Raw genomic sequence first — 22,621 nt, forward strand, 5'->3', positions numbered from 1 at the left:
GGAGGATTGGATGCTCACGCGCAAGCAGCACGAGCTGATCTGCTTCATTTCCGACCGTCTCGCCGAGACGGGCGTCTCGCCCTCGTTCGAGGAAATGAAGGAAGCGCTCGACCTCAAGTCGAAATCGGGCGTGCATCGCCTGATCAGCGCGCTGGAGGAGCGCGAGTTCATTCGTCGCCTGCCCAACCGCGCCCGTGCGCTCGAGGTGCTGCGCATGCCCGAGCGCGGAGAGCGTAAGCCTGCGGCCAAGACGCCGAAACCGGCCACCACCGCCGCTGCCCCGGCATCGCTGCCTACCCCGGCCAATGATGTGGTGGAGATTCCGCTGCACGGTCGCATCGCCGCCGGCACCCCGATCGAGGCACTTGAAGGTTCGACCATGCTTCCGGTTCCTGCCGCTTTGCTCGGCGCGGGTGAGCATTATGCGCTGGAAGTCGCCGGTGACTCGATGGTCGAAGCCGGAATCCTGGACGGTGACTATGCACTGATCCGCCGCACCGAGACTGCGCGGGATGGCGAGATCGTCGTGGCGCTAATCGACGATGCGGAGGCGACGTTAAAATATTTCCGCAAGGAAGGCGCGATGGTGCGGCTCGATCCGGCGAACCGTGACTATTCGCCCCAGCGTTATCGCCCTGATCAGGTCCGCGTCCAGGGCCGGCTTGCCGGATTGCTGCGCCGATATTGATCGAAAGCCTGTAGGAAAAGGCGGAAACCGGGTCGGTGTTTCGCCCTTTCTGTTGTTCGGCTTTATGAACACACGATCAGACTCTGGTCGCCATAGTATTTTCGCTCGACCTTCCCGTGTCTTGTGGCATGATCTGCGAGGATGTTGCGTGGAAAGGCGGATCGATGCGGCTGTATCGGTGGGCGATGATCGCGATGGTTTCGGGCTGTATCCTGCCAGTCGGGGCGGGAGCGCAGCAAAGCGCCGTAGGGCAGCAAAACGCCAAAACGACGCCGCAGCAGCCCGCCACGCCGGCAGGCGACCGCATTGTCGTCACGGGAAAGCCGCTGCCGCCAAAGAGTGAAATCAAGTCGTTGTCCCGATCAATCACGCCTTATGTGACGGACGGATCATTACCGCGTTTCAATGTTTCGGTCTGCTTCGCGAGCGGAGGGCTTCCCCGCCGAACGCTTCTGTCCATCGGCGTTAGAATGGCGGCCGACGCGGAGTTGGCGGGGCTCAAGCTGGCCGGAGAGGGCTGCAAGCCGAATATCTACGTGTTGTTCGTCGAGCGGGCCGAAGAGCAAGTGGCCAAGCTGGCCGAGCGTAAATGGTGGGTCTTTGGCGACCGGTCGCTTAGCGGCATCCGCGACATCGTCCATGAACGGGGCCCTGTTCGAGCATGGAGCAATGTCGAGATTCGCGGCGCGGATGGCCAGTTCATCGATACGGACGGCATATTGAAACTGCCTACAGCGACGCGAATTGCGCCCTCCATCCGCCGCGAAACGCTCGCCGCCATCGTCGTGATCGAGCGCTCCGCCGTGCTCGGCAAGACGCCCAACCAGATCGGCGATTACGTCGCGATGCGCGCGCTGGGTGGCGTGCGGCCGCCCCGCAATGGCAGCAAGGAGACGATCCTCGCCCTGTTCGATAGCCGCATCACCGAAACGCCGGCGGAAATGACCGCGTTCGACCGCGGCTATCTCCAAGGCCTCTATTACACGCGCAACGCCGAATTCGCGGCCGTCACGCAAGGCCGGATCGCGCGCCGAATTCTGAAAGAGAAGGACGCTGAACTGGCGCAGGTCAGCAAACAGGTGTCCGCGCCCTAATTTGCCGGCTGCTCCTTCAGGGCAGATTCAAACGCTTTCTGCGCCGCATCCACGCGTCGCCCGAGTTCGCCAGGATCGACGAACGCGTCCGCATCTCCGGCAAGCTGTTTCGCCCGCTTGGCGGCGAGATCGAACTGCTCGGCGTGAAAGCTGAGGAAAACATCCGCCTGCGTAGCCCGTAGCTTGGCGAAGGTGGCGCGGAAATCGGCAGGAGCGGCGTCATAGTCATGACCTGGCGTAAGTGGCTGGTCGGCGACACCCAGGCTGCAGGCGAACAGCACCGTCAGGCTATCACCACCAGACGGGACCTGCATAGTAAAGCTGGTGCAGCCCTTGGTGTGCCCTGGCGTCAGGTGCGCGACGAGCGTGTTGGTGCCCAGCCGAATCTCCTCGCCGTCCTTCAACTCCCCGTCGACCTTCACCGGCGGTGCGGCGATGCTGATGTCGGGGCGATAGTCCGATCGCCCAGCTTCCAGCGCAGGCACATCCGCCGCGCTTGCCAGCAGCCGCGCGCCGGTGCGGCGCTTCAACTCAGCGAGGCCGCCCCCATGATCCCAATGGGCGTGATTGATCAGCAGGATCTTCACGTCGGCAAGCTTGAAACCCAGCTTCTCGATATTGGCGGCGATCAGCGAAGCACTCTCGGGCATGCCGCCGTCGATCAGGATGTGGCCCTGCGGGCTGGTTATCAGATAAGCGGAGATGCCGGCCGTCCCGACATAATGGACGTTGCCCAGAATCCGGAACGGCGCCATCGGCTGGTTCCATTCGGCGCGGACCTTGGCCCAGTCGGTGCTCTGCGCGAGCGCCGGGGAAGCCAGCACCAGCGCCGAGGCCGAAAGCAGTATCCGGATCATCGTATATCTCCCTTCGCCGCGCTGAATGGCGGCTGGACGGTAGGCGGGTCAAGCCAAGGATGGTGACCAGCGCCGCGAACCGTGCGCAGTGCGCCGCGACCAAAGTCGATCGAGACGCCGCCCGTCCGCTCCAGGGTGGTCCGATCCAAGCGCAACCAGCGAGGGTGGCAGGCACGTGGCAGCCGTCGTTCGCTGATGACAACATCGCTGGATGCGCAGACCGTGACGAGTTCGCGCCACGCCACCGGATAGGCGCTCCGCGTTGCCGCAATTCTCCAGAGCCTGCCGGCGCGAAGAACATCGGTGACGCACAGGTCGGGGCTGCATCGTGCATCGGAGCGGCCAGCAAGGGGCGACAGGGCATCTGCCTCAACACCCCCATTTTCCCCCAGCATCTGGCGCGTGAAATCGCCGGCCCGATCACGTAGCAGGGCAAAGCCGCCATCGGCCATGCGCAGCGCGACGTGCCGCCCATCGCCCGTCACCAGCAGGTCCGGCCCCGGCGTGGCAAGTGCCCAAGCCGCCCCTGCAAGGAGCGGGACAAGGCCTGCGATCCGCGCGCGCGTCCGCCACAAGCCGAGCCACAGCCCGCCGACGACCATGCAGGCAAAGGCACTAGCAGGCATTACCGGCAACGCCCCCACCGATCCGGGCGCGCTTGCGACCGTATGAGCGATCCACAACAACAACGCCATCGCCTTGCCGGTGAGCCACCAGAAGGGCGCACCAGCGCCGACCAGATCCGCAGCCAACGCCAGCGCCTCGAGCGGCATCACCACGAAAGTAGTCAGCGGGATGGCCGCGATATTGGCGACCGCACCATACACGCCGCCCTTATGAAAATGGAACAGCCCGATCGGCGTCAGCGCAAGCTCGACGAGAATGCCGGTGAGCAACAGCGAGCCCGCCTCGCGCGCGATGCGCCGCGCGAGTCCTTCCTCCCGCGCCTCGAACCGGCGTCGCATATGGGGGCTTTCGTGAAGGGCGACGATCGCAGCGACAGCAGTAAAACTCAGTTGGAAGCTCGGGCCCGCCAGTGCCTCCGGCCAAAGCATCAGCACCACCATCGCCCCGGCGGCGACGAGCCGTAGCGTCAGCGCTTCGCGACCGAGGCTGAGCGCCACCAGCACCAGCAGGGCGGCGACGCAGGAGCGGATGGTCGGTACCTGTCCCCCGGTCAACCAGGTATAGCCTATCGCGGCCAGCGCCCCAGCACCCGCGGCGACCAGGGGCAACCGTATCCGCAGCGCCAGCCACGGGCTGAGTGCAAGCAGCCGCAGGACCACCAGCATCGCTGCCCCTGTAACCGCGGTGACATGCAGGCCACTCACCGAAAGCAGGTGTGCGAGGCCAGCCCGGCGCATCGCCTCGCTATCCTCTTCTCTGATTGCGCCTTCGTCCCCGGTAGCCAGTGCACTTGCGATGCCGCCCGCACTCCCGGGCAGGCGCGACTCGATATGGGAGGAGAGCGCCGCGCGCAGGTCCTGTCGGGCCGTGGGCGGCGCCCGGCGGACCGTTACCCGGCCCAAAGCCTTGCCGGTAGCGCCGAGCCCTTCGAACCAGGCTACGCGCCGGAAGTCATAAGCCCCGGGGACCGAAGGACCGGGCGGCGGCACCAACCGTGCTCGTAGCGCCAGCCGCGCGCCAGGGCCGAGCCCCTCGGGCATATCGCCCACGTCTACATTTACCCTCAGCCTGGGCGGCAGGTCCCTCCGGGCTCGCGGCGCAAGCGTCAGTCGCACCAGTCCGCGCGCCGTCAGCGACTCGAGCCGCAGCACCTCCGCCTCGAACGTGGCGACTTGCGGCCGCGCCAGCACCGGCGCGCGCACGCTCTCCGCCCGCCACCAGATCGCGCCGCAGCCCATCGCAAGCAGCAAGCCGGCCAGGAGCAAAACCCTGCCAGGCCGCCCTGGCAGGACAACGCCACCGGTAGCCAATCCAAGCGCGGCGACGATGAAGCCGCTCCATTGCCACGCGTCGGCAAGAACGAACCAACCGGTGATGCCTGCGCCGAACAGCACCGGAAACCAAAGCGGCAATTGCCCCCGCTCCGCTTCCAACCAACGTTCCAGTGCCCCCCATACCGTGGGAGGTCCCTTGGGGAATCGCCACCCCGCCCCCATTTGAAGGCCCGGTAACCCCGTGCTAGGGGCCGCAGCGGCTGAACTGGCCATCGAGACAACAGACTGGGAGCATGCGCGCTTGAGCGCAATACAAGAAACCAACCACGCCAAGCCCGTCGTCACGCGCTTCGCCCCCTCGCCGACCGGCTTCCTTCACATCGGCGGGGCGCGCACCGCGCTGTTCAACCTGCTGTTCGCCCGCCACCATGGCGGCAAGTTCCTGCTGCGCATCGAGGATACCGATCGCGCGCGTTCGACCCAGCCGGCGATCGAGGCGATCCTCGACGGCCTTCGCTGGCTCGGGCTCGATTGGGACGGCGACGAGGTCTACCAGTTCGCCCGCGCAGCCCGCCATGCGGAAGTGGCGAACGAGATGATCGCGCGCGGGGCGGCCTATCGCTGCTACCTGACCCAGGACGAACTCGCCGCGATGCGTGCGGAGGCGGAGGCCGCCAAGAAGCCGCTGCGCATCCGGTCGCCGTGGCGCGACCGCACCGATGGCGATCTGTCCAAGCCGCACGTCGTCCGCCTCAAGGCGCCGACCGAGGGTGCGGTGACGATCCGGGACCATGTGCAGGGCGACGTCACGGTGCAGAATGCCGAGATCGACGATCTGGTGCTGCTCCGCTCGGACGGTACACCGACCTACATGCTTGCTGTAGTCGTCGACGACAACGACATGGGGGTTACCCATGTGATCCGCGGCGACGACCATCTCAACAATGCGTTCCGCCAACTGCCGATCTACCGTGCGATGGGCTGGGACGAACCGGAATATGCTCATATTCCGCTGATCCATGGCGCAGACGGCGCAAAGCTCTCCAAACGTCACGGCGCGCTGGGTGTCGATGCTTATCGCGACGAATTGGGCCTGCTTCCCGAAGCGGTTTCCAACTATCTTCTCCGGCTTGGCTGGGGACATGGCGATGACGAGATCATCAGCCGCGAGCAGGCTATCGAATGGTTCGATCTTGCCGGCGTCGGCAAATCACCAAGTCGGTTCGATTTGAAGAAACTCGAGAACCTCAACGGTCACTACATTCGCCTTTCGGATGATGATCGCCTCGCGGATCTCGTCGCCGCGCGACTGCCTTTCGAACCCAGCGACTCGCAGCACGACGTTCTGCGCCGCAGCATGGCCGCGTTGAAGCCTCGCGCCGCCAATCTCCTTGAGCTTGCCGATGGCGCAGGGTTTCTTTTTCGCACCCGCCCACTGGAAATGGACGAGGGCGCGACCGCTCTGCTAGAGGGCGACGCGCGCTCCCTGCTCGCTCGGTTGCATACCGCGCTTGACGGATTGGTGACGTGGGATACGGAAGCGCTCGAAGCGGCGGTACGCACCGTCGCTGACGAAGCGGGCGTGAAGCTCGGCAATCTGGCGCAGCCGCTGCGTGCGGCGTTAACCGGCCGCCGAACTTCCCCGGGTATCTTCGATGTCTTGGCGCTGCTGGGACGCGACGAAAGCCTCGCCCGCATCGCGGATCAGATGCGTACGCCCGCCTGAAAACGGGTCGAAGGAAAGGACGACTACATGAGCGATACCGCCAAACTGCATATTGCGGGTAAAGACGTCGAATATCCCGTTCTGAAGGGCAGCACCGGCCCGGACGTCGTTGATATCCGCAAGCTCTACGCGCAGACCGGCGCCTTCACCTACGATCCGGGTTTCACCTCGACCGCGAGCTGCGAGTCGGGCCTGACCTTCATCGATGGCGATGAAGGCGTGCTGCTCCACCGTGGATACCCGATCGGCCAGCTGGCCGAGAATTCCAGCTTCATGGAAGTTTCGTACCTGCTGCTCAACGGCGAGCTGCCGACGCAGGACGAGCTGACGAAGTTCGAGAACACGATCACGCGGCACACCATGCTGCACGAGCAGCTTGCGACCTTCTATCGCGGCTTCCGCCGTGACGCGCACCCGATGGCGGTGATGTGCGGCGTGGTCGGCGCGCTCTCGGCCTTCTACCACGACTCGACCGACATCACCGATCCGCAGCAGCGCATGATCGCGTCGCACCGCCTGATCGCCAAGATGCCGACGATCGCGGCGATGGCGTACAAGTACAGCGTGGGCCAGCCGTTCCTCTATCCGAAGAACGACCTGAGCTACACCGGCAACTTCCTGCGCATGACCTTCGGCGTGCCTGCCGAGGAATATGAAGTGAATCCGGTGGTGGAGAAGGCGCTCGACCGCATCTTCATCCTCCACGCCGATCACGAGCAGAACGCCTCGACCTCGACCGTGCGCCTCGCCGGTTCGTCGGGCGCCAATCCGTTCGCCTGCATCGCGGCCGGTATCGCCTGCCTGTGGGGTCCGGCGCATGGCGGCGCGAACGAAGCCGCGCTCAACATGCTGCACGAGATTGGCCGTCCGGAGCGCATCCCCGAGTTCATCGCCCGCGCGAAGGACAAGAACGATCCGTTCCGCCTGATGGGCTTCGGCCACCGCGTGTACAAGAACTACGATCCGCGCGCGACCGTGATGCAGAAGACCGTGCGCGAAGTGTTCGCTTCGCTCAACGTGTCGGACCCCGTTTTCGAAGTCGCGCTGCAGCTTGAGGAAATGGCGCTCAAGGACGACTATTTCGTCGAGAAGAAGCTGTTCCCGAACGTCGACTTCTATTCGGGCGTGATCCTGTCGGCGATCGGCTTCCCGACTACGATGTTCACCGCGCTCTTCGCCCTTGCCCGCACCGTCGGCTGGGTGGCGCAGTGGAACGAGATGATCTCGGATCCCGAGCAGAAGATCGGCCGTCCGCGCCAGCTCTACACCGGCCCGACGCAGCGCGACTACGTGCCCGTCAGCCAGCGCTGAGCGCAAGGTCCGGGCGCAAGTCCGGACACGGCTTGAAGAAAACGGCGCCCCGCATCGGCGGTGGCGCCGTTTTTCTTTGCCGCATTCCGGCCGGGTCGATGCCTTTGATCGAGAGCGATTGACGACGCACGGGAAACATGGCTTTCCCCTTTCATGTCAGGGGAAATGCTGGGCGCTCTGGCGCCGTTGGTGGGCTATCATCTGCGTCGGGCACTGAGCGCCTTTACCGCAGACTTCACAGCTGCAATGGACGGCACCGGCCTGCGCCAGGTGCCCCTGGCCGTCCTTGCCATCGTGCAGGCCAATCCCGGCATCAACCAGGGCGCGGCCGGCCGCATGCTGGGCATCAAGCGCGCCAACATGGTGGCGCTGATCAACGACCTTGTCGACAAGCAGCTTATTGAGCGGGTGGTGGATTCAAGCGATCGCCGCGCCTTCTCGCTCACGCTCACCCAAGCAGGCGAACGGGCGATGGCAGATGCCATTGCGCGCATTCAGGCGCACGAGCGCCGCATGCTGTCCGACATGACCGAAGAGGAGCGCGGGCTGCTGCTCGATCTTCTCTCCCGCATCGAACGACGCAGCCCGGCGGCCGAGGGCGAGGAGAACGGCGAGGGCTGAACGCCCCGCTCCGTTTTCGTCAGAAGCGCCCCGAGAGTTGCAAATACCAGTTGCGCGGCCGCGCATACATGCGCTCGGCATAGCCCAGCGTTGCCAGCGATGCGTTGCCTTGGATGAGGTACCGCGAATCCAGGATGTTGTTGACGCCCGCGCTTACTTCGTAGCGTTCGTTGAGCTTGAGCGTCACCGATCCATTGCCGACGAAATAGCCATCCTCCTCGATCAAGGGGATGCTGCCGGTGATGAACGTGATCTTCGAGGTATAGCTGCCATCCACGCGCGGTGTCAGCGTCATGCCGTTCCCGAGCACGATGTCGTAGCCCAGTGCCAGATTGGCTTGCAGCGCGGGGGTGAGCGGCAGGTCGTCCCTGGGTGTGACCGTTGCAGTTGCGCCTGGCACGGGTGTGATGCTGCGAATCTTGTCGTCCAGTACGCTCACGCCGCCGTCGATGCTAAGCCCGAAGGCCGTGCGTAGGTTTGCCTCAGCCTCAAAGCCGCGGATTCGCGCCTTGCCCGCATTGAACAGCAGCGGCACGACACCTTGGCGGAAGATCAGCTGGATATTGTCGTAATCGGCCTGGAATGCCGCAAGATTGAACCGCAGCCGACCGATATTAGTCTTGATGCCGACTTCGTAGCTGGTGACGCTTTCCTCGTCGAACGGCACCGGCACGTTGCCGGCGGGAGCCGCATTATAGCGCGTGTTGAAGCCACCCGATTTAAAGCTGCGCGCGTAGGATGCATAGGTACTGATCGCGTTGGTCCAGCGATATTGCACGCTGGCGGATCCGGTAAGCGCCGAGAAGGACTTGGCGAAAGGCCGGTGATACAGGAATAGCGGGCCGCCCTGCGGCACCGCCAGCGTGGGCAGCGGATTAGGATCGGGCTGGTTGGACGGGAATAGGTTGAACACCGTGCCCAGGAAGGTCTTTCGATCCGTGGTATAGCGCAGGCCGCCGGTGATCTCGAGGCCCGCCGCCGGCTTCACGCTGATCTCCCCAAAGCCTGCCAGCGAGTCGGTCTTGAGACGCGAAACCTGCAGGTCACGCGAACCCGGGCCGCCGGCCAGGATGGACCGGATGACGGGCGGCGACGGCGGATAGGCAAGGAACACCGTGGCTCGCTCGTCAGTGACCTCATTGAAATAATAGCCGCCAAAAATCGCGCTGACCTTACCCCAGTCAAGCTGCAGCTGCACTTCCTGGCTGAACTGCCCCGACTCCGAGCCTACATCAGTGGTGATCAGCGTCAGCGGCGTATTGTCGCCGTCGCGAATGCCGCGCGAGCTGGTGTTGCGATAGGCAGAGATCACCTTGACCGCCGCCACCGGCGACAGGCGGATATTGGCGGTAGCACCAAAGCCCCAGACTTCGGAGTTGCTCAGCACCGGCGCCGTGCCGCCATTGGCGAAGGGACCCTTGGCCTGGAGATCGTTGGCGCAGCGCGGATCGGCGATCATCGGCACGTTAGGCGCTCCAAAGCGCGGATCGCCGGCAGTGAGTGGTGCATAGGGAATGGTCGCCCCCGGACACCCCGCGCCCACGCTGGCGATAGCCGCCACCGGCGCCTGCTCGTTGATCCCGGCAAACACGAACGGCGCACCATGCTCGTCGCGTTTGGAATAGTCGCCACGGAGAAACAGGTCGAAATCGGACGAAGGCTGCCACTTGAGCGCGCCGTTGAACGAATAGCCATCCTCGTTTCCGAGATCGAGGCCGTCAACGGCGCGGATCACATAGCCGTCACGCTTGCGATACCCGCCCGATACGCGCGCAGCGAGCGTGCTGGCCAGCGGGATGTTGAGCGCGGCAAAACCCTCGCGAAGATTATACTCGCCGACACGGGCGCGGGCCCGGCCGCTCCATTCCCCCAATTGCGGCTGTTTGGTGCGGACGAGAATCGCACCGCCGATCGTATTTCGGCCGAATAGCGTGCCTTGCGGCCCCCGCAGTACCTCGACGCCGTCGATGTCACCAAAGTCGATCGCACCGCCAACGGCGCGGCCAAGATAGACTTCATCCAGATAGATGCCGACGCCTGGGTCCACCGCGGCTGTCGGATCCACCTGCCCGACGCCGCGGATGAACACGACCGCGGATGCGCTGTTGCCGGAAAGCTGGCCGGCAGGCTTGAACTGCAGGCTGGGCGTTACCCGCTCCAAATCCTGGGTCTGCTGGATCTGGCGTGCCTGGAGAGTCTCCGCACTAAGCGCGGTGATCGCAACCGGCGTGTCCTGCAGGCTTTCCGCACGTCTGCGGGCAGTAACGACGATTTCCTGATCGATGCTCGCGGTCGCCGATGCGCCCGTCTGTTCAGCTTGTTGCCCGTGTGCAGCCGGCACCATCACCCCGCCGGCCGCCACAATTCCCGCCAAGCCGCACGTGAAGCGCGCGCGCGAACGCGTAGAAAAGCCTGCCATGCCAACCTCCCCTGGTTCGGGATCGTTAGACGTCCCGATACCAGGGGAAGGTCGCATGCAGCATTGTTTCAGTCAATAACTGTTATGTGACGTACCATTTTTGCAACAAAGCGAAATCAACCGGCTGCTTGCCGCTCGATCACTTGAATCGATGGCTTCGCAGCGAGGCCGAACATTCGACGTGCGGTTCCCGCCACGAAGCGCGGAAACTCGCGGCGTTCGATCGGTGCGTCCAGTCCCTCGGCCTGAAGCGCCCAGAGACGCTGGAACGCCCCGCCCGCTCGGAGCAGCGCAAGAGGTGCACCGTCCTCGACAATCCGCCCATGCTCGACCACGATCACCCGGTCGAAGCCGACCACGGTCGACAGCCGGTGCGCGACCGCCAGCACGGTGCGGTGCGCCATCAGCGCATCAAGCGCCTGCTGCACCTCGATTTCCGAGCCCGTATCCAGCGCCGAAGTTGCCTCGTCGAGCAGCACGATGGGCGCTTTGCTGAGAAACGCACGGGCGATCCCGATCCGCTGCCGCTGGCCGCCGGACAGGTTCGTCCCGCGCTCGCCGACAATCGTGTCATATCCCTTGGGCAGAAGCGCGATGAAGCCCGCGCAATGCGCCGCCTCGGCTGCCGCGCGAACCTCGGCATCAGTGGCATCGGGGCGCGCGAAGCGGATATTCTCAAGAATCGAACGGTGGAACAGCAGCACTTCCTGCGGGACCACCGCCACGGCCTGATGCAGGCTGTCCTGCGTCACCCGGTCGATCGGCTGGCCGTCGATCAGCACCCGGCCCGCCTGCGGATCGTGCAGGCGCTGGACGAGCTGGAGGATCGTCGACTTGCCGGCACCCGAGGGTCCGACAATGCCGATCTTCTGACCGGGTGCAGCTACGAGCGACAGGTCGTGCAGCACCGGGCGGCCGGGGTGGTGGCCGAAGGTCAGGCCCTCGATCCGGACTTCGCCCTGGGTCGCGCACAACGGCATCGCGTCGGGCGCGTCTTCCAGCGCGTGGGCGGCACCGACGATCTCAAGCGTCTCCCGCAGATAGCTGAACTGCTGACTGGTATCGATCAGTGCCATCGCCAGGTCGCGCGAACCGTTGAGCATGCGGAAGGTCATCGCGCTGACGACGACGACGTCGCCCGCCGTGATGCCGCCCGCGATCCAGCGCTCGACCGCCCAGACGAGCGCACCACCGACCAGAATGACGAGCGCGACGTCGTGAAGCACACGGATGCGCTCGACGAACATCCAGCCGCGCTTCTGTGCCGCAGCCTCGGTCTGGAAGAAGCCTGCCAGACGCTCGGACTCGCGACGGCGCGCGCCGAACGACTTGATCGCGGCGATGTTGCTGACGAGGTCAACCAGTTCGCCGCCGCTCTCGCTCGCGGCGCGAGCGAAGGCCTTGTGATACTTGTCGCCGCGCATGCCGAGAAAGACGAGGCCGATGCTTGCCGCCACGAAGATGCCAGTGATCGCCACCGCCATACGCCAGTCGATCGCGAGAAAAATCAGCAGCGCGCCACCGAAGGCGATCAGCGGCGGCGTGATCTCCATCAAGATACGGTGCGTCAGCGCCTGGAACGATCCCGTAAGCGCGCCGACGCGGTGCCCCAGCGACCCGCCGCGCTGGTTCTGGAAGAAGCCGATATGGTGGCCCGTTAGATAGTGGAACATGTCGAGACGGATGCGAACCCCGCTGGCCACGGTGATGTTGCACAACAACATGGCTGCGCCGCGAACCAACCCATTCTCCAGGGCGACCAAGCCGACAAATGCGGCGAGCGCGAAATACACCGCGCGGTGCGACGGTGCTGCGATCGTCATCGAATCGATGAGAAGCTTCATCGCATATTGCACACCGACAGCACTCGACGCGCCACCGATGACGAGCAGCGCCAGCAGCGCGAAGGCCAGCGGCCGCCGCGTGACATAGTGGAGCAGGAACCTTGCCGGGCTCTTTAGAAACGGCATCTCGTTCCCCTTCGGGGTTTGCGGGCGCTGCATTGCAACAATCATGCGACCGAAAAGACGCATCGGGCCATGAACCCTAGGTGAACTTTCCATTCGCTGCAGATGAACAGACAAGATCGGGCGACGAAATACGGCAGAATCTGGGCAGAACGCCCGAATCAGCGCTCCTGGATCACCGCTACCGCACCGCCCGTCGCCGCGAGGTTGAGCGTCAGCGGCGCGTCGCGCGACACGCGCCTGGTCTCCACCTGCACCGCATCGGGTGCCGCCCCGTCGCTCCAGATCCGCGCCTCGGCACCGCGCGCGCCGAGAAAGTCGAGCGGCACGGAGACGGTCCGCGCCTTCTCGTCGTTCATCGCGCCGAGATACCAAGTCTTCCCCTTGCGACGGGCCAGCGCGATGTAGGCGCCCGTCTCCCCCGCGAGGAAGCGCGTCTCGTCCCAGCTCGTCGGCACCTGCCGGATAAAGTCGAACCCGGCGGGGCTCGCCGCATAGGTATCAGGACTGTCCGCCACGGCCTGCAGCGGCGAGAGATATACGACATACATCGCCAGCCCGTGCGCCCGCGTCGACTGCACCATGGGCAGGTCGCCGCGCGTGCGGAAATCCGCGGGGGCAACGTTGCGGAAGCCGCCGGGCGTATAGTCCATCGGCCCGAGAAGCCCGCGCGCATAGGCGAGCATCACGTCGTTGCCCGCGGTCGCGCGGCTGCTCCACTTGTTGTACTCGGCGCCCATCACGCCCTCCTGGGTGACGAAATTGGGCCAGGTGCGGGTGAGGCCGCGCGGCGCGAAGGCACCGTGCAGATCGACCATCAGATGGTGCCGCGCGGCCGCACCCAGCAGCTTCTGGTACCAGTTGACCATCCACTGGTCGTCGCGTTCCATGAAGTCGATCTTGATGCCCGCGATGCCGAGCTTCTCGTAGAGGGCGAGCGCATCCTCCATCTGCTCGTCCAGCGCTTGCCAATGCGCCCAGAGCCACAGCCGCACCTTCCTTGCGCGGGCATAGTCGGCGACCTCCTGAAGGTTGATCGCATCCGCCCATTTGGTGATGTCGACGCCCGGTCGCCGCACCCCGCCGCCGCCGGCCCCGGCATACCAGCCCTCGTCGATCATCGTGTAGGGCATGCCGTTGGCCGCGGCGAAGTCGATGAACGCCTTGGCCACCGCCGTCGTCGTGCGCTGGCCGGGGAGCTTTGCGATGGAGGGCCCGCTCCACCAGTCCCAGCTGGTCAGCCCCGGCTGGATCCAGCTGGTGTCCTCGATCCGGCTCGGGCTGGAAAGGCTGGTGAGCAGCGTCGATTCCTGCAGCGTGCCGAGCCGGTCGGCGAGCATCACCACGCGCCACGGCGTGACGATCGGGCTGCCGATGCGGGTGTGCACCGCGATGCGCGGATCGTCGAGCGAGGGGGAGAGCTTCACCTGTAGCCCCGGCCCGCCGTCGCCGCGGCCGGTGAGGTACATTGCCGCGAAGTCGATCAGGTCGGCCTCGGCGATGGCGAAGGCGCCCTTCCCCGTCTCGCAGGTAAAGGGCACGTCGAACAGATTATGATCGCGGAGGCGCGCGGTGTCTACGGGATCGAACTCGCCCTCGTGGCTGGAGCCGAACCGGCCGACATTGAACCCCCAGCATTTCCAGGGCTGCGGGAAATAGAAGCCGGTGCGTTCGTAGCGCACCAGTGCGGCGGCGGTCGCCGGCTGCACGGGCACCAGCATGCGGAAGGCGATGCCGTCGTCATAGGCGCGCAGGATGATGTCCATCCGCCGCCTGGCGCCGCCGCGTTCCTGCAGGTGGATGATGCGCTGGTTGTAGTGGTCGCGCCCCTCGGCCGCCTTGCCGAGCACGATCTTGTAGCGCGTGTCGGCGCTGCTCGCCTCGCTGCCGGTGACGGCCATGCCCCAGCCGAGCATGTCGCGATCCAGGTCGAGCGCGATCGGTGCGGAGGCCAGCACCAGCTCGCCCTTTCGCTGCACCGTATAGTTGGGCACGCCCTGCCGATCCAGCGCCACCACCACGCGGTTGGCGCCGTCGGGCGATACCACCTCCAGCGTCTGCCCGGCGGCCGGAGCCGCGACCAGCAGCGCCGCCAACCCGAGCAGTCGCTTCACGCGCGGCGAGCTTTCAGGATCGGCTCGATCACCGTCGCCATCGCATCATAGCCGGCTTCGGTGGGGTGCACGCCGTCCGAGGCGAGGCCCGGCTTCATCGCGCCCTTCGCGTCGCCCAGCACCGGGGTATAGTCCACCCAGGTCAGTCGCTCGGCCTTGGCATAGCCCTGCAGCCAGGCGTTGATCTCGCGGATCGGGCCGACGACGTCGAGCCCCTCGCGCCACGGGAAATGATCAGCGGGCGGCACCGAAGCAAGGATCACGCCGATGCCGTTGGCCTTGGCGATCTGGGTCATCATGCGGAAATTGTCATAGCTCTGCGCACGCGTCATCGGGCCGGTATTGCCGGCGATGTCGTTGGTGCCGGCCATGATGTGGACGAAGCGCGGCTTGAGGTGGACGACATCCGCCATCATCCGCAGCACCATCTGCGGCGTGGTCTGCCCGCCGATGCCGCGCCCGACGCGACCCGGGATAAAGAAGTCCGGCCGTTTGCTCTTCCAGCCCTCGGTGATCGAATCGCCCATGAAGACGATGTTCACCTTCTCGCCGCTCGCGAGGATACGGGCATTGTCCGCGGCGTAGCGGCTGAGTTCGGGAAAATCCTCGTGCAACAGGCGTTCCTTGCGTTGCTGGTAGGTCTCCTGCGTCTGCGCGCGGGCGACGAGGGGCAGCGCAAGCGCGCCGGCGAGCAGCGAACGGCGGCGGAGGGACATCCCGATTCTCCTGGAGAAGGTCTTGGTCGTTAGGGGCCGAGCGTGGCGCAACGCTGCGGGAGCGTCAAACCCCCGCCCGCCCCCTTCCGATCAGTGCAGCGAGGCGCCGCCGCCCGCGCGCACCGGCTTGGCGCGGCCCGCGGCGATCGCGAAGCCGCACAGTACGACGTAGCAGAGCGCCGGCACGATCAGTGCGAAGGCATAGCCGTGCAGATCCGCCACCTTGCCGACCAGCAGCGGCAGCAGCGCACCGCCGACGATCGCGGTGCACAGCAGGCCCGAGGTCGCCTCCTCGCTGGCGCCCGAGCGTTCGAGCGTCAGGGTGAAGATCACCGGGAACATGATCGAGTTGAACAGGCCGATCGACAGCGCGACGAAGCCCGCGGTGACGCCGCCGACCGCGACGACATAGAGGCACATCGCCGCCGCGATGACGGTGAACAGCGCAAGCAGCTTGTCGGCGCGGACGCGGGTGAGCAGCAGCGAGCCGAGCGCACGGCCGACCATCGCCCCGCCCCAGTAGAAGGCGACGGCCTTGCCGGCTTCCTGCAGCGACACGCCATGGACGCCATCGCTACCCATCAGCGTGCCGAGGATCGGCACCCCGAACGGCGCATCGGACTGGCCCCAGATGCTGTTGTCGTTGAGGAACAGCGCCATCTGCGTGCCGATCGACACTTCGGCGCCGACATAGAGGAAGATGCCGAGCGCGCCGAACAGCGCCCAGCGTGAGGAGAAGGCAGCGAACAGGCCCCCACCGACCTTATGCTCGGGCGCAGCATCGCTGACGACGCGGCGGCTGAGGAAGAAGAACACGGCGAGCGCCAGGATCAGGCCGCAGATCCACAGATAGGCGGTATCGATGCCCGCCAGCGCCTCCGCACGGACCGCCGGATCGACCACCGCGCCCGACTTCACCTCGACGCCCTTCAGGAACAGGTGCGCGCCGAGCAGCGGGCCGAGGAAGGTGCCGAAGGAGTTGAAGGTCTGGCTCAGCACCAGCCGGAAATGGCTGCGCTGCGGGTCGCCGAGCGCCGCCGCCAATGGGTTCGCGGCGACCTGGAGCACGGTGATGCCGCTCGCCAGCACGAACAGGCCGAGCAGCACCAGCCAGTAATTGGCGAGGTTGGCCGCGGTCAGCATGATCAGGCACGCCACCGCCATGGTGCACAGCGCCAGCAGGATCGAGGGGACGGCCTTGAGCCGCGACACCAGCGCGGCGGCGGGCAGCGAGACCACGAAATAGGCGAAGAAAAAAGCGAAGGCGCTGGCCTGCGCCTGCAGATTGGTTAGCGTGAAGATGCCCTTCACCGCCGCCACGAGCGGATCGACCAGCGAGGTGATGAACCCCCAGGCGAAGAACAGCGTTGTTACCGCGGCGAATGCCAGCGTGGTGTGCGTCGAGCGTGTGGTGGCCAAGCGATCCCTCTCCTGCCCTGATGGCATATCCGTGGGCGACGCTTTCCGACAACGTTGGCGAAAGTCAAGCAAGGGCGGGTTTTCGCGCTCGCATCATCGGGCAGGCCTCGCCTATAGGCCAATGCGTTGGTAAACGACGCGGCGAGTGGAGTATTGCGCGTGGACGAAGTGAAAAAGCCGGTGGGAACGAAGGTTATTTTGGTGAAGGGGGTTGCGGCGCTGGCCTTGGTGAGCGCGATCGCGTCGCCGGCATCAGCGCAGTTCCGGCTGATCCCTGCGCCGAAGCCGACGCCCGCCGCGACTCCGGCTGCTCGTGCACAGCAGGCCCAGACACCGTCTCCGCTGCCGACAACGCGATTCCCCCAGGCGCAAACCCCGCGCGCGCCGCAGAATCAAACGCCTGCCGTGCAGACGCCGCGGCCTACCCTGGCGCCGCCCCAGGTACAGCAGACCCCCGTCCCGGTGGTGGCGCCGGTGCAGGTGATCCCGCTGCCGGCGCTTAGCGGCAAGCAGATCGCGGAACTGCGGCAGTTGTTGACGGAAGCGGGGCTGTCGCAAGGGTTGCGGCGCATGACGAGCACGGTCACGCTCCCCAACGACAGCGAAGGCATAGCCCGCGCTGCTCTCGATTATGCCCGCGCGGTGCATTCGGGGCGGCTCGATGCCAGCGATTTCATCAACGATTGGGGTCTGCGCCCGGCACCCTTCGATCCCCTGCCCGGCTTCGCCGATGCGGTGAAGCGCGATCGCATCGCAGCCTGGATTCGCTCGCTTCCGCCGCCCTATGCAGGCTATGACGGCCTCGAAAAGGGCTTGGCCGCCTATCGCGCCATCCTGACCGCCGGTGGTTGGTCGAAGCTCGCGCCAGGGCCCGACCTCGGCAAGGGTGCCAGCGGCGCACGCGTAAAGGCGCTGCGCAAGCGGCTCGCCGTCGAGGACAAACGAGTCTCGACCAGCGGCGACGTGTTCGACCAGGATCTCCAGGAAGCCGTACTCCGGGCCCAGCGCCGCTATGGCCTGCGCCCGACGGGCGTCGTCTCCACCGGTACGCTGGCCGCGCTCAACGTGCCGGTAGAGGCGCGCGTCCGCCAGATTATGGCGAACATGGAGCGCTGGCGCTGGCTGCCGCAGACGCTGCCGGCCAAGCGGATCCAGGTGAATATCGCCGCCGCGGTGATGACCGTGTTCGAAGGCGACAGCCCGATCGCGTCGATGAAGGCGGTCACCGGCCGCCCAGGCAACGAAACGCCGATGCTGCAGTCGCGCATTCACTCGATCGTGCTCAATCCGCCGTGGAACGTGCCAAGCGGCATCGCCGCCAAGGAGCTTTGGCCGAAGGGCGAGGCGTATCTAAAAGCACATGGCTACCGCGTGATCGGCACCGGGCCGGATCGCCGCCTCCAGCAGGAGTCGGGCCCGAGAAGCGCGCTAGGCCGCTTCAAGTTCGACTTCGACAATCCTTATGCCGTGTATCTCCACGACACGCCGGTCCAGTCGGGCTTCAACAGCTATAGCCGGCTCGACAGCCATGGCTGCGTACGCTTGGAAAAGCCGGGTCCGCTGGCCGAGTTACTGCTCAAGAACGATCCTAATTGGCAACCCGACGCGATCGCCGCACAGTTGGAGGGTACCAAGACTGTCCGCGTCCGCCTTGCCGACGCCGACCAAGTCGCGGTCTATCTGCTCTATTGGACGGCGTTCGCGGGTCCGGACGGCGCGATGAACTTCCGCGACGATCCCTATAGCTGGGACAAGCTGCTCGCCGAAAAAATCGAGTCGCGGGCTGCCGTCAGCGCCGCCACTGCCTCTTGAACCTGAACGCCAAGGAAACACTCATGAAGCTTCGTACTCTAGCGATCTTGGCCGGCGCCGGCATCACACTCGCCGCCTGCGATAGCAAGGACGACGGCCCCACCCCGCCCGACGCCAATGTGACGGAGATCACCGTCCCGGAAACGCCCGCGGAGGTGAACGTCTCGACTCAGGAGCCGGCTGCGGTGGAACCGGCGAACGTCGCGCCCGTGCCGGAAGCGACGCCGACCGAGAAGCCGACGCCGTTCAGCGATCGCGAACAGACCGAGTCGGATGCAGCGGCGACGGGCATGACGTCACGTATCGATCGCAGCGCCGACAGCGAAAATCAGGAAAAGAAGCAGTAATTGATGGCAGAAGGGCGCGCTTTGCCGCGCCCTTCGTTCAATCGCGAACGACCTGACCGATCCGATCAATCACCAGTGCGAGATGATCCGGCGAATATCCGGCGGCGTGGAAGGCGTTGATCTCACCCTCTGGCAAAGCAGCACCGTTCCGCCACGTGAGCACGGCGATCCGGCGCAGCGCTTCCAGCTTCGAGTCTGCGAGCCGGGGGCTGGCACGATCGCCACCGAAAAACAGTGCAAGGAATTGCGCCCAGCGGCTGGGGTTGACGAGCGACGATAACCGGTCACGGCGCGCGAGGGCCACGACTTGCCACTCCAGTGGCGAGAACGTCGCAGCATCCACCAGTGCCGCCGATGCAGAAGCCTGCCCGCCGAACCCTGAAAGATCGAGATACGCCATCACCTGCACTCCCAATACGCCGCGGATGCAGGCCTCCCCTCGGCAATGCCCCAACAGAGCACAGCCTTGGCCTTTCCGCCAACCGTTCCACCTTATCCGCTTCGGGTAACCCCGGCCCGATGCGGTACGACCGGTATAGCCCGGCTCCCTGAACGAAGGCTGTCAGGCGACGCCAATCGTTTCGGTGACGCGCGTCATGTACGGACGCCCGCCGTAACGTCAAGCTGAAATCGTACTAGGGAGTACTCTTATTCGCCCGGAGGCGATGTCGGAGCCGACGTGCTGCAAAAATGCCACGCTTGATTGCCCCCCTTTTATCGGATTGCGACGGGCACCTCTCGCCCGCGGAAGACGTGCGCGATGATGCGGAGATGAACCTACGCCTACGAGGCGGTTCAGGAAATGGACGTGCAGACTCGACTAGTCGTTCCTCATCGAAACGAAAGGACGGGCTCATGAAACTGGTTCAATTTTTCGCTGTCGCCGCTGTTGCTTTCACTGGCGTGGCAAGTGCTCCCGCAGCACAGGCACAGGACTGGCGCTATCGTGACCATCACGAGCGCCGCTGGGACCGTAATGATCGCTGGGATCGTCATGACCGCTGGGAACGGCATCGTGGCTGGGATCGCGGCCGCCACCATGGCTGGAACCGCGGCTATGGCTATCGTAGCCGGACTGTTTGTTGGGACGAGTGGCGCCGCGGCCATCGCATCGAGGTCTGCCGCCGCCGTTGATCGGCCATGAGGCGGAAGCGCCCGCAGGAAGAGGCGGGCGCTTCTACGCCTCTCGCAACGGAAGCATCAGCACGAAGCGCGCGCCCATGCCAGGCGCACTGTCTACCATGAGGTCTCCGCCCATCGCCAGCGCCAGCCGCCGCGCGATATAGAGACCAAGCCCGCTACCGCCGGGCTCGCTGGGATCGACCCGCCCGAATTTCTCGAAGATGCGCGCCTGATCGGTCTGGGCGATGCCCTTTCCTTGGTCGGCGACGATCACGCAGCCCATCCCGCCTTCGCTTTCCAGCCGGACCCAAACCACGGCGCCCTGGGGACTATAGCGCACGGCATTGCCGATGAGGTTGACCAGAATCTGCAAGGCGCGGCGGAATTCGCCGCGGACGCGCAGGACTTCATCGACGGCGGGACGGTCAATCCGGACCGCCGCTTCCGCCGCTCGCACCGACAACAGGCTGGCCGCTCGTCGCGCAACGTCGGCGATATCGATCGTCTCCGATGCGGTCGCGAAATCCGACCGTTCGATATTCTGCAGATCGACCAGATCTTCCACCAGGCCGAGGAGATGACGGCCTGCGCTCGCGATATCTGCGGCATAGCCAGCGTAGTCGCCGCGGATGGGGCCCTCCGCCTGGGTGCCGATGGCATCGGCATTGGCGATAATGCGCGCAAGCGGGCTGCGCAGAGCGCGCTCCAGCCGCTTGCCGAACTCGCGGGGGAAGCCGCCCCCGCCCCGGGATTCCACGACCGACTCCGGCGGATCAACATCCAGCAGCCGCGCCGCGCCGATGAAGCCTGCGAAACGTCCCATCGGATCGATTCGCGGCGTGGCGTCGAGCCGGACCATCCGCCCGGTGCCGCGCACTTCCGCCCGCTGCCCGTCGAACCGCGCCTGCGCCGACATTGCCGACAGGATCGGCAACTGCCCCGCCCCGGACTGGGCGAGCGCGAACAACCGGGTCAGCGGCTGACCCAACATTTCGCCAATATCGAACCCATAGCGTTCGGCGGCCTCGGGCGAGAGGAAGGTGAGACGCAGCGCGCCATCGGTCTCCCACATCCAGTCGCCGGCCGCGCGCAGGAAGTCGCCGTCGCGCCCGGGGTCGCCGGCAGGGCGCCATGCGGGCCGCGACCGCCATCCACTGACCTCCAGCCGTACTCCGCCCCGGTCCGGTCCCGCGCGCACCCAGAGATCGAGTTCCTCCTCGCCATCGGCGGCAATCACGCTGCGCGACACCGCGATGCCGAGCCGATGGGCAAGCTGCGCGATCGCGGCGATTCCCGGCAGTGCTAGGGGCGCCCCGATCTCCCCGCCCGCACGGTCGTTCAGCGCCCGCAGTCGCGGCTCGGCATCGATCAGCCGGCCCCCGGCATCGAGCCGTGCGATCGCGAGCGGCACGACGGGATCCAACGACTTTATCGCGCTCACCGGCGGCGCCCCGCCCCTAGAGCAGCGCGCGCCGTGCGATATTCCGGTGCCAGGCGTAGTTGCGCGAGCAGGTCCCGCCCTAACGAAGGATCGACGCGATCAAGCGAGTCGATGGCATCGGCCAGCGCGGCAAGGTCCCGGCGCGGATCGGCGTTGCAAAGGGTGAGACAAAGTTCGGCGATGATCTCGCGCGGCACCGCCAGCGTGTGCAGCAGCAGCAGCAACCGCTCCGCGCCCGCATCGAGCAGCAGCGCGCGAATATCGACCATGTCCACCGCCGCCGCCCTTGCCAGCAAGGCGAGCAGCATCGGGAGATGGCGGTCGCGCAGCACCTCAACGAGCAGTCGGCCCAGTTCCCGCGGCGTCGGATCGAGCGCTGTCACCAAGCGCATCGCGGCGGCTTCCACTTGGTCCTCTGCCGCACGCTCGGCATGCGCTATCTCCGCGCGAACGGCGGCGCATAACGCCTCGTCCAGTGCCGTGCCGGCCAGAGTTCCCGCCTGTTCGCGCATCGCGGATGCAACCAACCAAAGCAGCCGCGCGTGCAAGGTTAACGGCAGCCGCCAGCGTCCCGCATCAGGACTCCGGGCGCGGCTGTCGGCGAGCTGCAGCGCCCGGGCGGCTTCCGCGATCGGAGATCCCGGATGATCGGCGAGGCGATTGAGGAAGCTCGGCCGCGACGGCGAGTCGGGCGCGTGATGCGGCAGGCCAGCGGCTAAATGCTCAAGCTGCACACAGGCAAGCAACTCGGCGATCAGCGCCGGTTCCGCGGCCAAGCCGCCCGCATGCAGCACCGGCATCGTTGGCCCGATGCCCGGAAAACCCAGGGGCGCGACGCCGCGCAACAGACTGGCTTCGATCGCGGAGACGATGTGATCGAGAGCGAGAAAAAGCCGGGTGCGCGTACGCTCGTCCAGACGAACTGCCTCGGGAATGGCGAGATCGCTGGCAGCCGCCTCGCAGAGCGCGCGGGCATGGCTTTCCGCGGCCGCGGCACGCGCTCGCAGATCCTGTGCGCCGGTGGCGAAGCCATCGCGCGGTTCGGGAGCGCCCTGCGCCATGCCCC

Annotated in this window: 18 protein-coding genes; 8 read left to right on the forward strand and 10 right to left on the reverse strand. The window is 65.8% G+C overall.

The features are described from left to right. Positions 1-10: 10 nt before the first annotated feature. Positions 11-688, forward strand: a complete 678-nt coding sequence (gene lexA, locus A7X12_RS14015; RefSeq protein ID WP_064312195.1) for a transcriptional repressor LexA — start codon at positions 11-13, stop codon at positions 686-688. 164 nt (positions 689-852) lie between these two features. Continuing rightward, complete coding sequence (locus A7X12_RS25590; protein ID WP_232318512.1) at positions 853-1,782, forward strand: hypothetical protein; 930 nt, start codon at positions 853-855, stop codon at positions 1,780-1,782. On the opposite strand, the gene bla is transcribed toward A7X12_RS25590, so the two are convergent. Both bla and A7X12_RS14030 read right to left on the reverse strand, forming a co-directional pair. Then, complete coding sequence (bla, locus tag A7X12_RS14025) at positions 1,779-2,639, reverse strand: subclass B3 metallo-beta-lactamase (RefSeq protein ID WP_064312197.1); 861 nt, start codon at positions 2,637-2,639, stop codon at positions 1,779-1,781. The two genes, A7X12_RS25590 and bla, sit on opposite strands and share 4 nt — an antisense overlap. Next, the gene (locus A7X12_RS14030; protein ID WP_064312198.1) at positions 2,636-4,762 is read right to left on the reverse strand and encodes a ComEC/Rec2 family competence protein; all 2,127 of its coding nucleotides are present in this window, start codon (positions 4,760-4,762) and stop codon (positions 2,636-2,638) included. Before A7X12_RS14030 ends, bla begins: the two co-directional genes overlap by 4 nt. A 79-nt stretch (positions 4,763-4,841) precedes the next feature. On the opposite strand from A7X12_RS14030, the gene gltX reads away from it, so the two are divergent. From gltX to A7X12_RS14045, 3 genes are all read left to right on the forward strand, one after another. Continuing rightward, complete coding sequence (gene gltX, locus A7X12_RS14035) at positions 4,842-6,266, forward strand: glutamate--tRNA ligase (protein WP_198162034.1); 1,425 nt, start codon at positions 4,842-4,844, stop codon at positions 6,264-6,266. A 27-nt stretch (positions 6,267-6,293) separates the two neighbouring features. Next, positions 6,294-7,577 carry a citrate synthase gene (locus tag A7X12_RS14040; protein ID WP_064312199.1) on the forward strand — a complete coding sequence of 428 codons (1,284 nt, stop codon included), beginning with the start codon at positions 6,294-6,296 and terminating at the stop codon, positions 7,575-7,577. Between the two features lie 246 nt (positions 7,578-7,823). Beyond that, positions 7,824-8,198 carry a MarR family winged helix-turn-helix transcriptional regulator gene (locus A7X12_RS14045; RefSeq protein ID WP_232318513.1) on the forward strand — a complete coding sequence of 125 codons (375 nt, stop codon included), beginning with the start codon at positions 7,824-7,826 and terminating at the stop codon, positions 8,196-8,198. 19 nt (positions 8,199-8,217) lie between these two features. Here A7X12_RS14045 and A7X12_RS14050 read toward each other — a convergent pair whose 3' ends face one another. From A7X12_RS14050 to A7X12_RS14070, 5 genes are all read right to left on the reverse strand, one after another. After that, a complete protein-coding gene (locus A7X12_RS14050; protein WP_064312201.1) occupies positions 8,218-10,617 on the reverse strand; it encodes a TonB-dependent receptor in 2,400 nt (799 codons plus the stop codon). 116 nt (positions 10,618-10,733) lie between these two features. Further along, positions 10,734-12,587 carry an ABC transporter ATP-binding protein gene (locus A7X12_RS14055; RefSeq protein WP_064312235.1) on the reverse strand — a complete coding sequence of 618 codons (1,854 nt, stop codon included), beginning with the start codon at positions 12,585-12,587 and terminating at the stop codon, positions 10,734-10,736. A 158-nt stretch (positions 12,588-12,745) separates the two neighbouring features. Continuing rightward, entirely contained in the window at positions 12,746-14,698 is a 1,953-nt protein-coding gene (locus A7X12_RS14060) for a glycoside hydrolase family 97 protein (protein ID WP_064312202.1), read from the reverse strand. Continuing rightward, positions 14,695-15,414 (reverse strand): GDSL-type esterase/lipase family protein, encoded by a 720-nt coding sequence (locus A7X12_RS14065; RefSeq protein ID WP_064312203.1) that lies wholly within the window; start codon positions 15,412-15,414, stop codon positions 14,695-14,697. Before A7X12_RS14065 ends, A7X12_RS14060 begins: the two co-directional genes overlap by 4 nt. A gap of 90 nt (positions 15,415-15,504) precedes the next feature. Next, on the reverse strand, positions 15,505-16,833 hold the full coding sequence (locus tag A7X12_RS14070) for an MFS transporter (RefSeq protein WP_232318514.1): 1,329 nt from the start codon (positions 16,831-16,833) through the stop codon (positions 15,505-15,507). A 159-nt stretch (positions 16,834-16,992) separates the two neighbouring features. Here A7X12_RS14070 and A7X12_RS14075 point away from each other — a divergent pair, with 159 nt between their 5' ends. After that, complete coding sequence (locus A7X12_RS14075) at positions 16,993-18,645, forward strand: L,D-transpeptidase family protein (RefSeq protein ID WP_064312236.1); 1,653 nt, start codon at positions 16,993-16,995, stop codon at positions 18,643-18,645. A 23-nt stretch (positions 18,646-18,668) separates the two neighbouring features. After that, positions 18,669-18,992 (forward strand): hypothetical protein, encoded by a 324-nt coding sequence (locus tag A7X12_RS14080; protein ID WP_064312237.1) that lies wholly within the window; start codon positions 18,669-18,671, stop codon positions 18,990-18,992. Between the two features lie 37 nt (positions 18,993-19,029). Here the strand turns inward: A7X12_RS14080 and A7X12_RS14085 are convergent, their stop codons facing one another. Continuing rightward, positions 19,030-19,392, reverse strand: a complete 363-nt coding sequence (locus tag A7X12_RS14085) for a hypothetical protein (RefSeq protein ID WP_064312238.1) — start codon at positions 19,390-19,392, stop codon at positions 19,030-19,032. Positions 19,393-19,847: 455 nt separating this feature from the next. Here A7X12_RS14085 and A7X12_RS14090 point away from each other — a divergent pair, with 455 nt between their 5' ends. Then, positions 19,848-20,126 (forward strand): hypothetical protein, encoded by a 279-nt coding sequence (locus tag A7X12_RS14090; protein ID WP_084445441.1) that lies wholly within the window; start codon positions 19,848-19,850, stop codon positions 20,124-20,126. A gap of 43 nt (positions 20,127-20,169) precedes the next feature. Here A7X12_RS14090 and A7X12_RS14095 read toward each other — a convergent pair whose 3' ends face one another. Next, positions 20,170-21,525 carry a sensor histidine kinase gene (locus A7X12_RS14095; protein WP_232318515.1) on the reverse strand — a complete coding sequence of 452 codons (1,356 nt, stop codon included), beginning with the start codon at positions 21,523-21,525 and terminating at the stop codon, positions 20,170-20,172. A 26-nt stretch (positions 21,526-21,551) separates the two neighbouring features. Next, the gene (locus tag A7X12_RS14100; RefSeq protein ID WP_064312206.1) at positions 21,552-22,616 is read right to left on the reverse strand and encodes a hypothetical protein; all 1,065 of its coding nucleotides are present in this window, start codon (positions 22,614-22,616) and stop codon (positions 21,552-21,554) included. Positions 22,617-22,621 lie beyond the last annotated feature (5 nt).

Source organism: Sphingomonas sp. TDK1 (genome assembly GCF_001650735.1).
Taxonomy (GTDB): Bacteria; Pseudomonadota; Alphaproteobacteria; order Sphingomonadales; family Sphingomonadaceae; genus Sphingomonas.

What these genes read in the sequence shown, in the direction of transcription:
- lexA (WP_064312195.1), top strand. Translation starts at nt 11, where the DNA reads ATGCTCACGCGCAAGCAGCACGAGCTGATCTGCTTCATTTCCGACCGT.
- A7X12_RS25590 (WP_232318512.1), top strand. Translation starts at nt 853, where the DNA reads ATGCGGCTGTATCGGTGGGCGATGATCGCGATGGTTTCGGGCTGTATC.
- bla (WP_064312197.1), bottom strand. Translation starts at nt 2,639, where the DNA reads ATGATCCGGATACTGCTTTCGGCCTCGGCGCTGGTGCTGGCTTCCCCG.
- A7X12_RS14030 (WP_064312198.1), bottom strand. Translation starts at nt 4,762, where the DNA reads ATGGGGGCGGGGTGGCGATTCCCCAAGGGACCTCCCACGGTATGGGGG.
- A7X12_RS14040 (WP_064312199.1), top strand. Translation starts at nt 6,294, where the DNA reads ATGAGCGATACCGCCAAACTGCATATTGCGGGTAAAGACGTCGAATAT.
- A7X12_RS14045 (WP_232318513.1), top strand. Translation starts at nt 7,824, where the DNA reads ATGGACGGCACCGGCCTGCGCCAGGTGCCCCTGGCCGTCCTTGCCATC.
- A7X12_RS14050 (WP_064312201.1), bottom strand. Translation starts at nt 10,617, where the DNA reads ATGGCAGGCTTTTCTACGCGTTCGCGCGCGCGCTTCACGTGCGGCTTG.
- A7X12_RS14055 (WP_064312235.1), bottom strand. Translation starts at nt 12,587, where the DNA reads ATGCCGTTTCTAAAGAGCCCGGCAAGGTTCCTGCTCCACTATGTCACG.
- A7X12_RS14065 (WP_064312203.1), bottom strand. Translation starts at nt 15,414, where the DNA reads ATGTCCCTCCGCCGCCGTTCGCTGCTCGCCGGCGCGCTTGCGCTGCCC.
- A7X12_RS14080 (WP_064312237.1), top strand. Translation starts at nt 18,669, where the DNA reads ATGAAGCTTCGTACTCTAGCGATCTTGGCCGGCGCCGGCATCACACTC.
- A7X12_RS14085 (WP_064312238.1), bottom strand. Translation starts at nt 19,392, where the DNA reads ATGGCGTATCTCGATCTTTCAGGGTTCGGCGGGCAGGCTTCTGCATCG.
- A7X12_RS14090 (WP_084445441.1), top strand. Translation starts at nt 19,848, where the DNA reads ATGAAACTGGTTCAATTTTTCGCTGTCGCCGCTGTTGCTTTCACTGGC.
- A7X12_RS14100 (WP_064312206.1), bottom strand. Translation starts at nt 22,616, where the DNA reads ATGGCGCAGGGCGCTCCCGAACCGCGCGATGGCTTCGCCACCGGCGCA.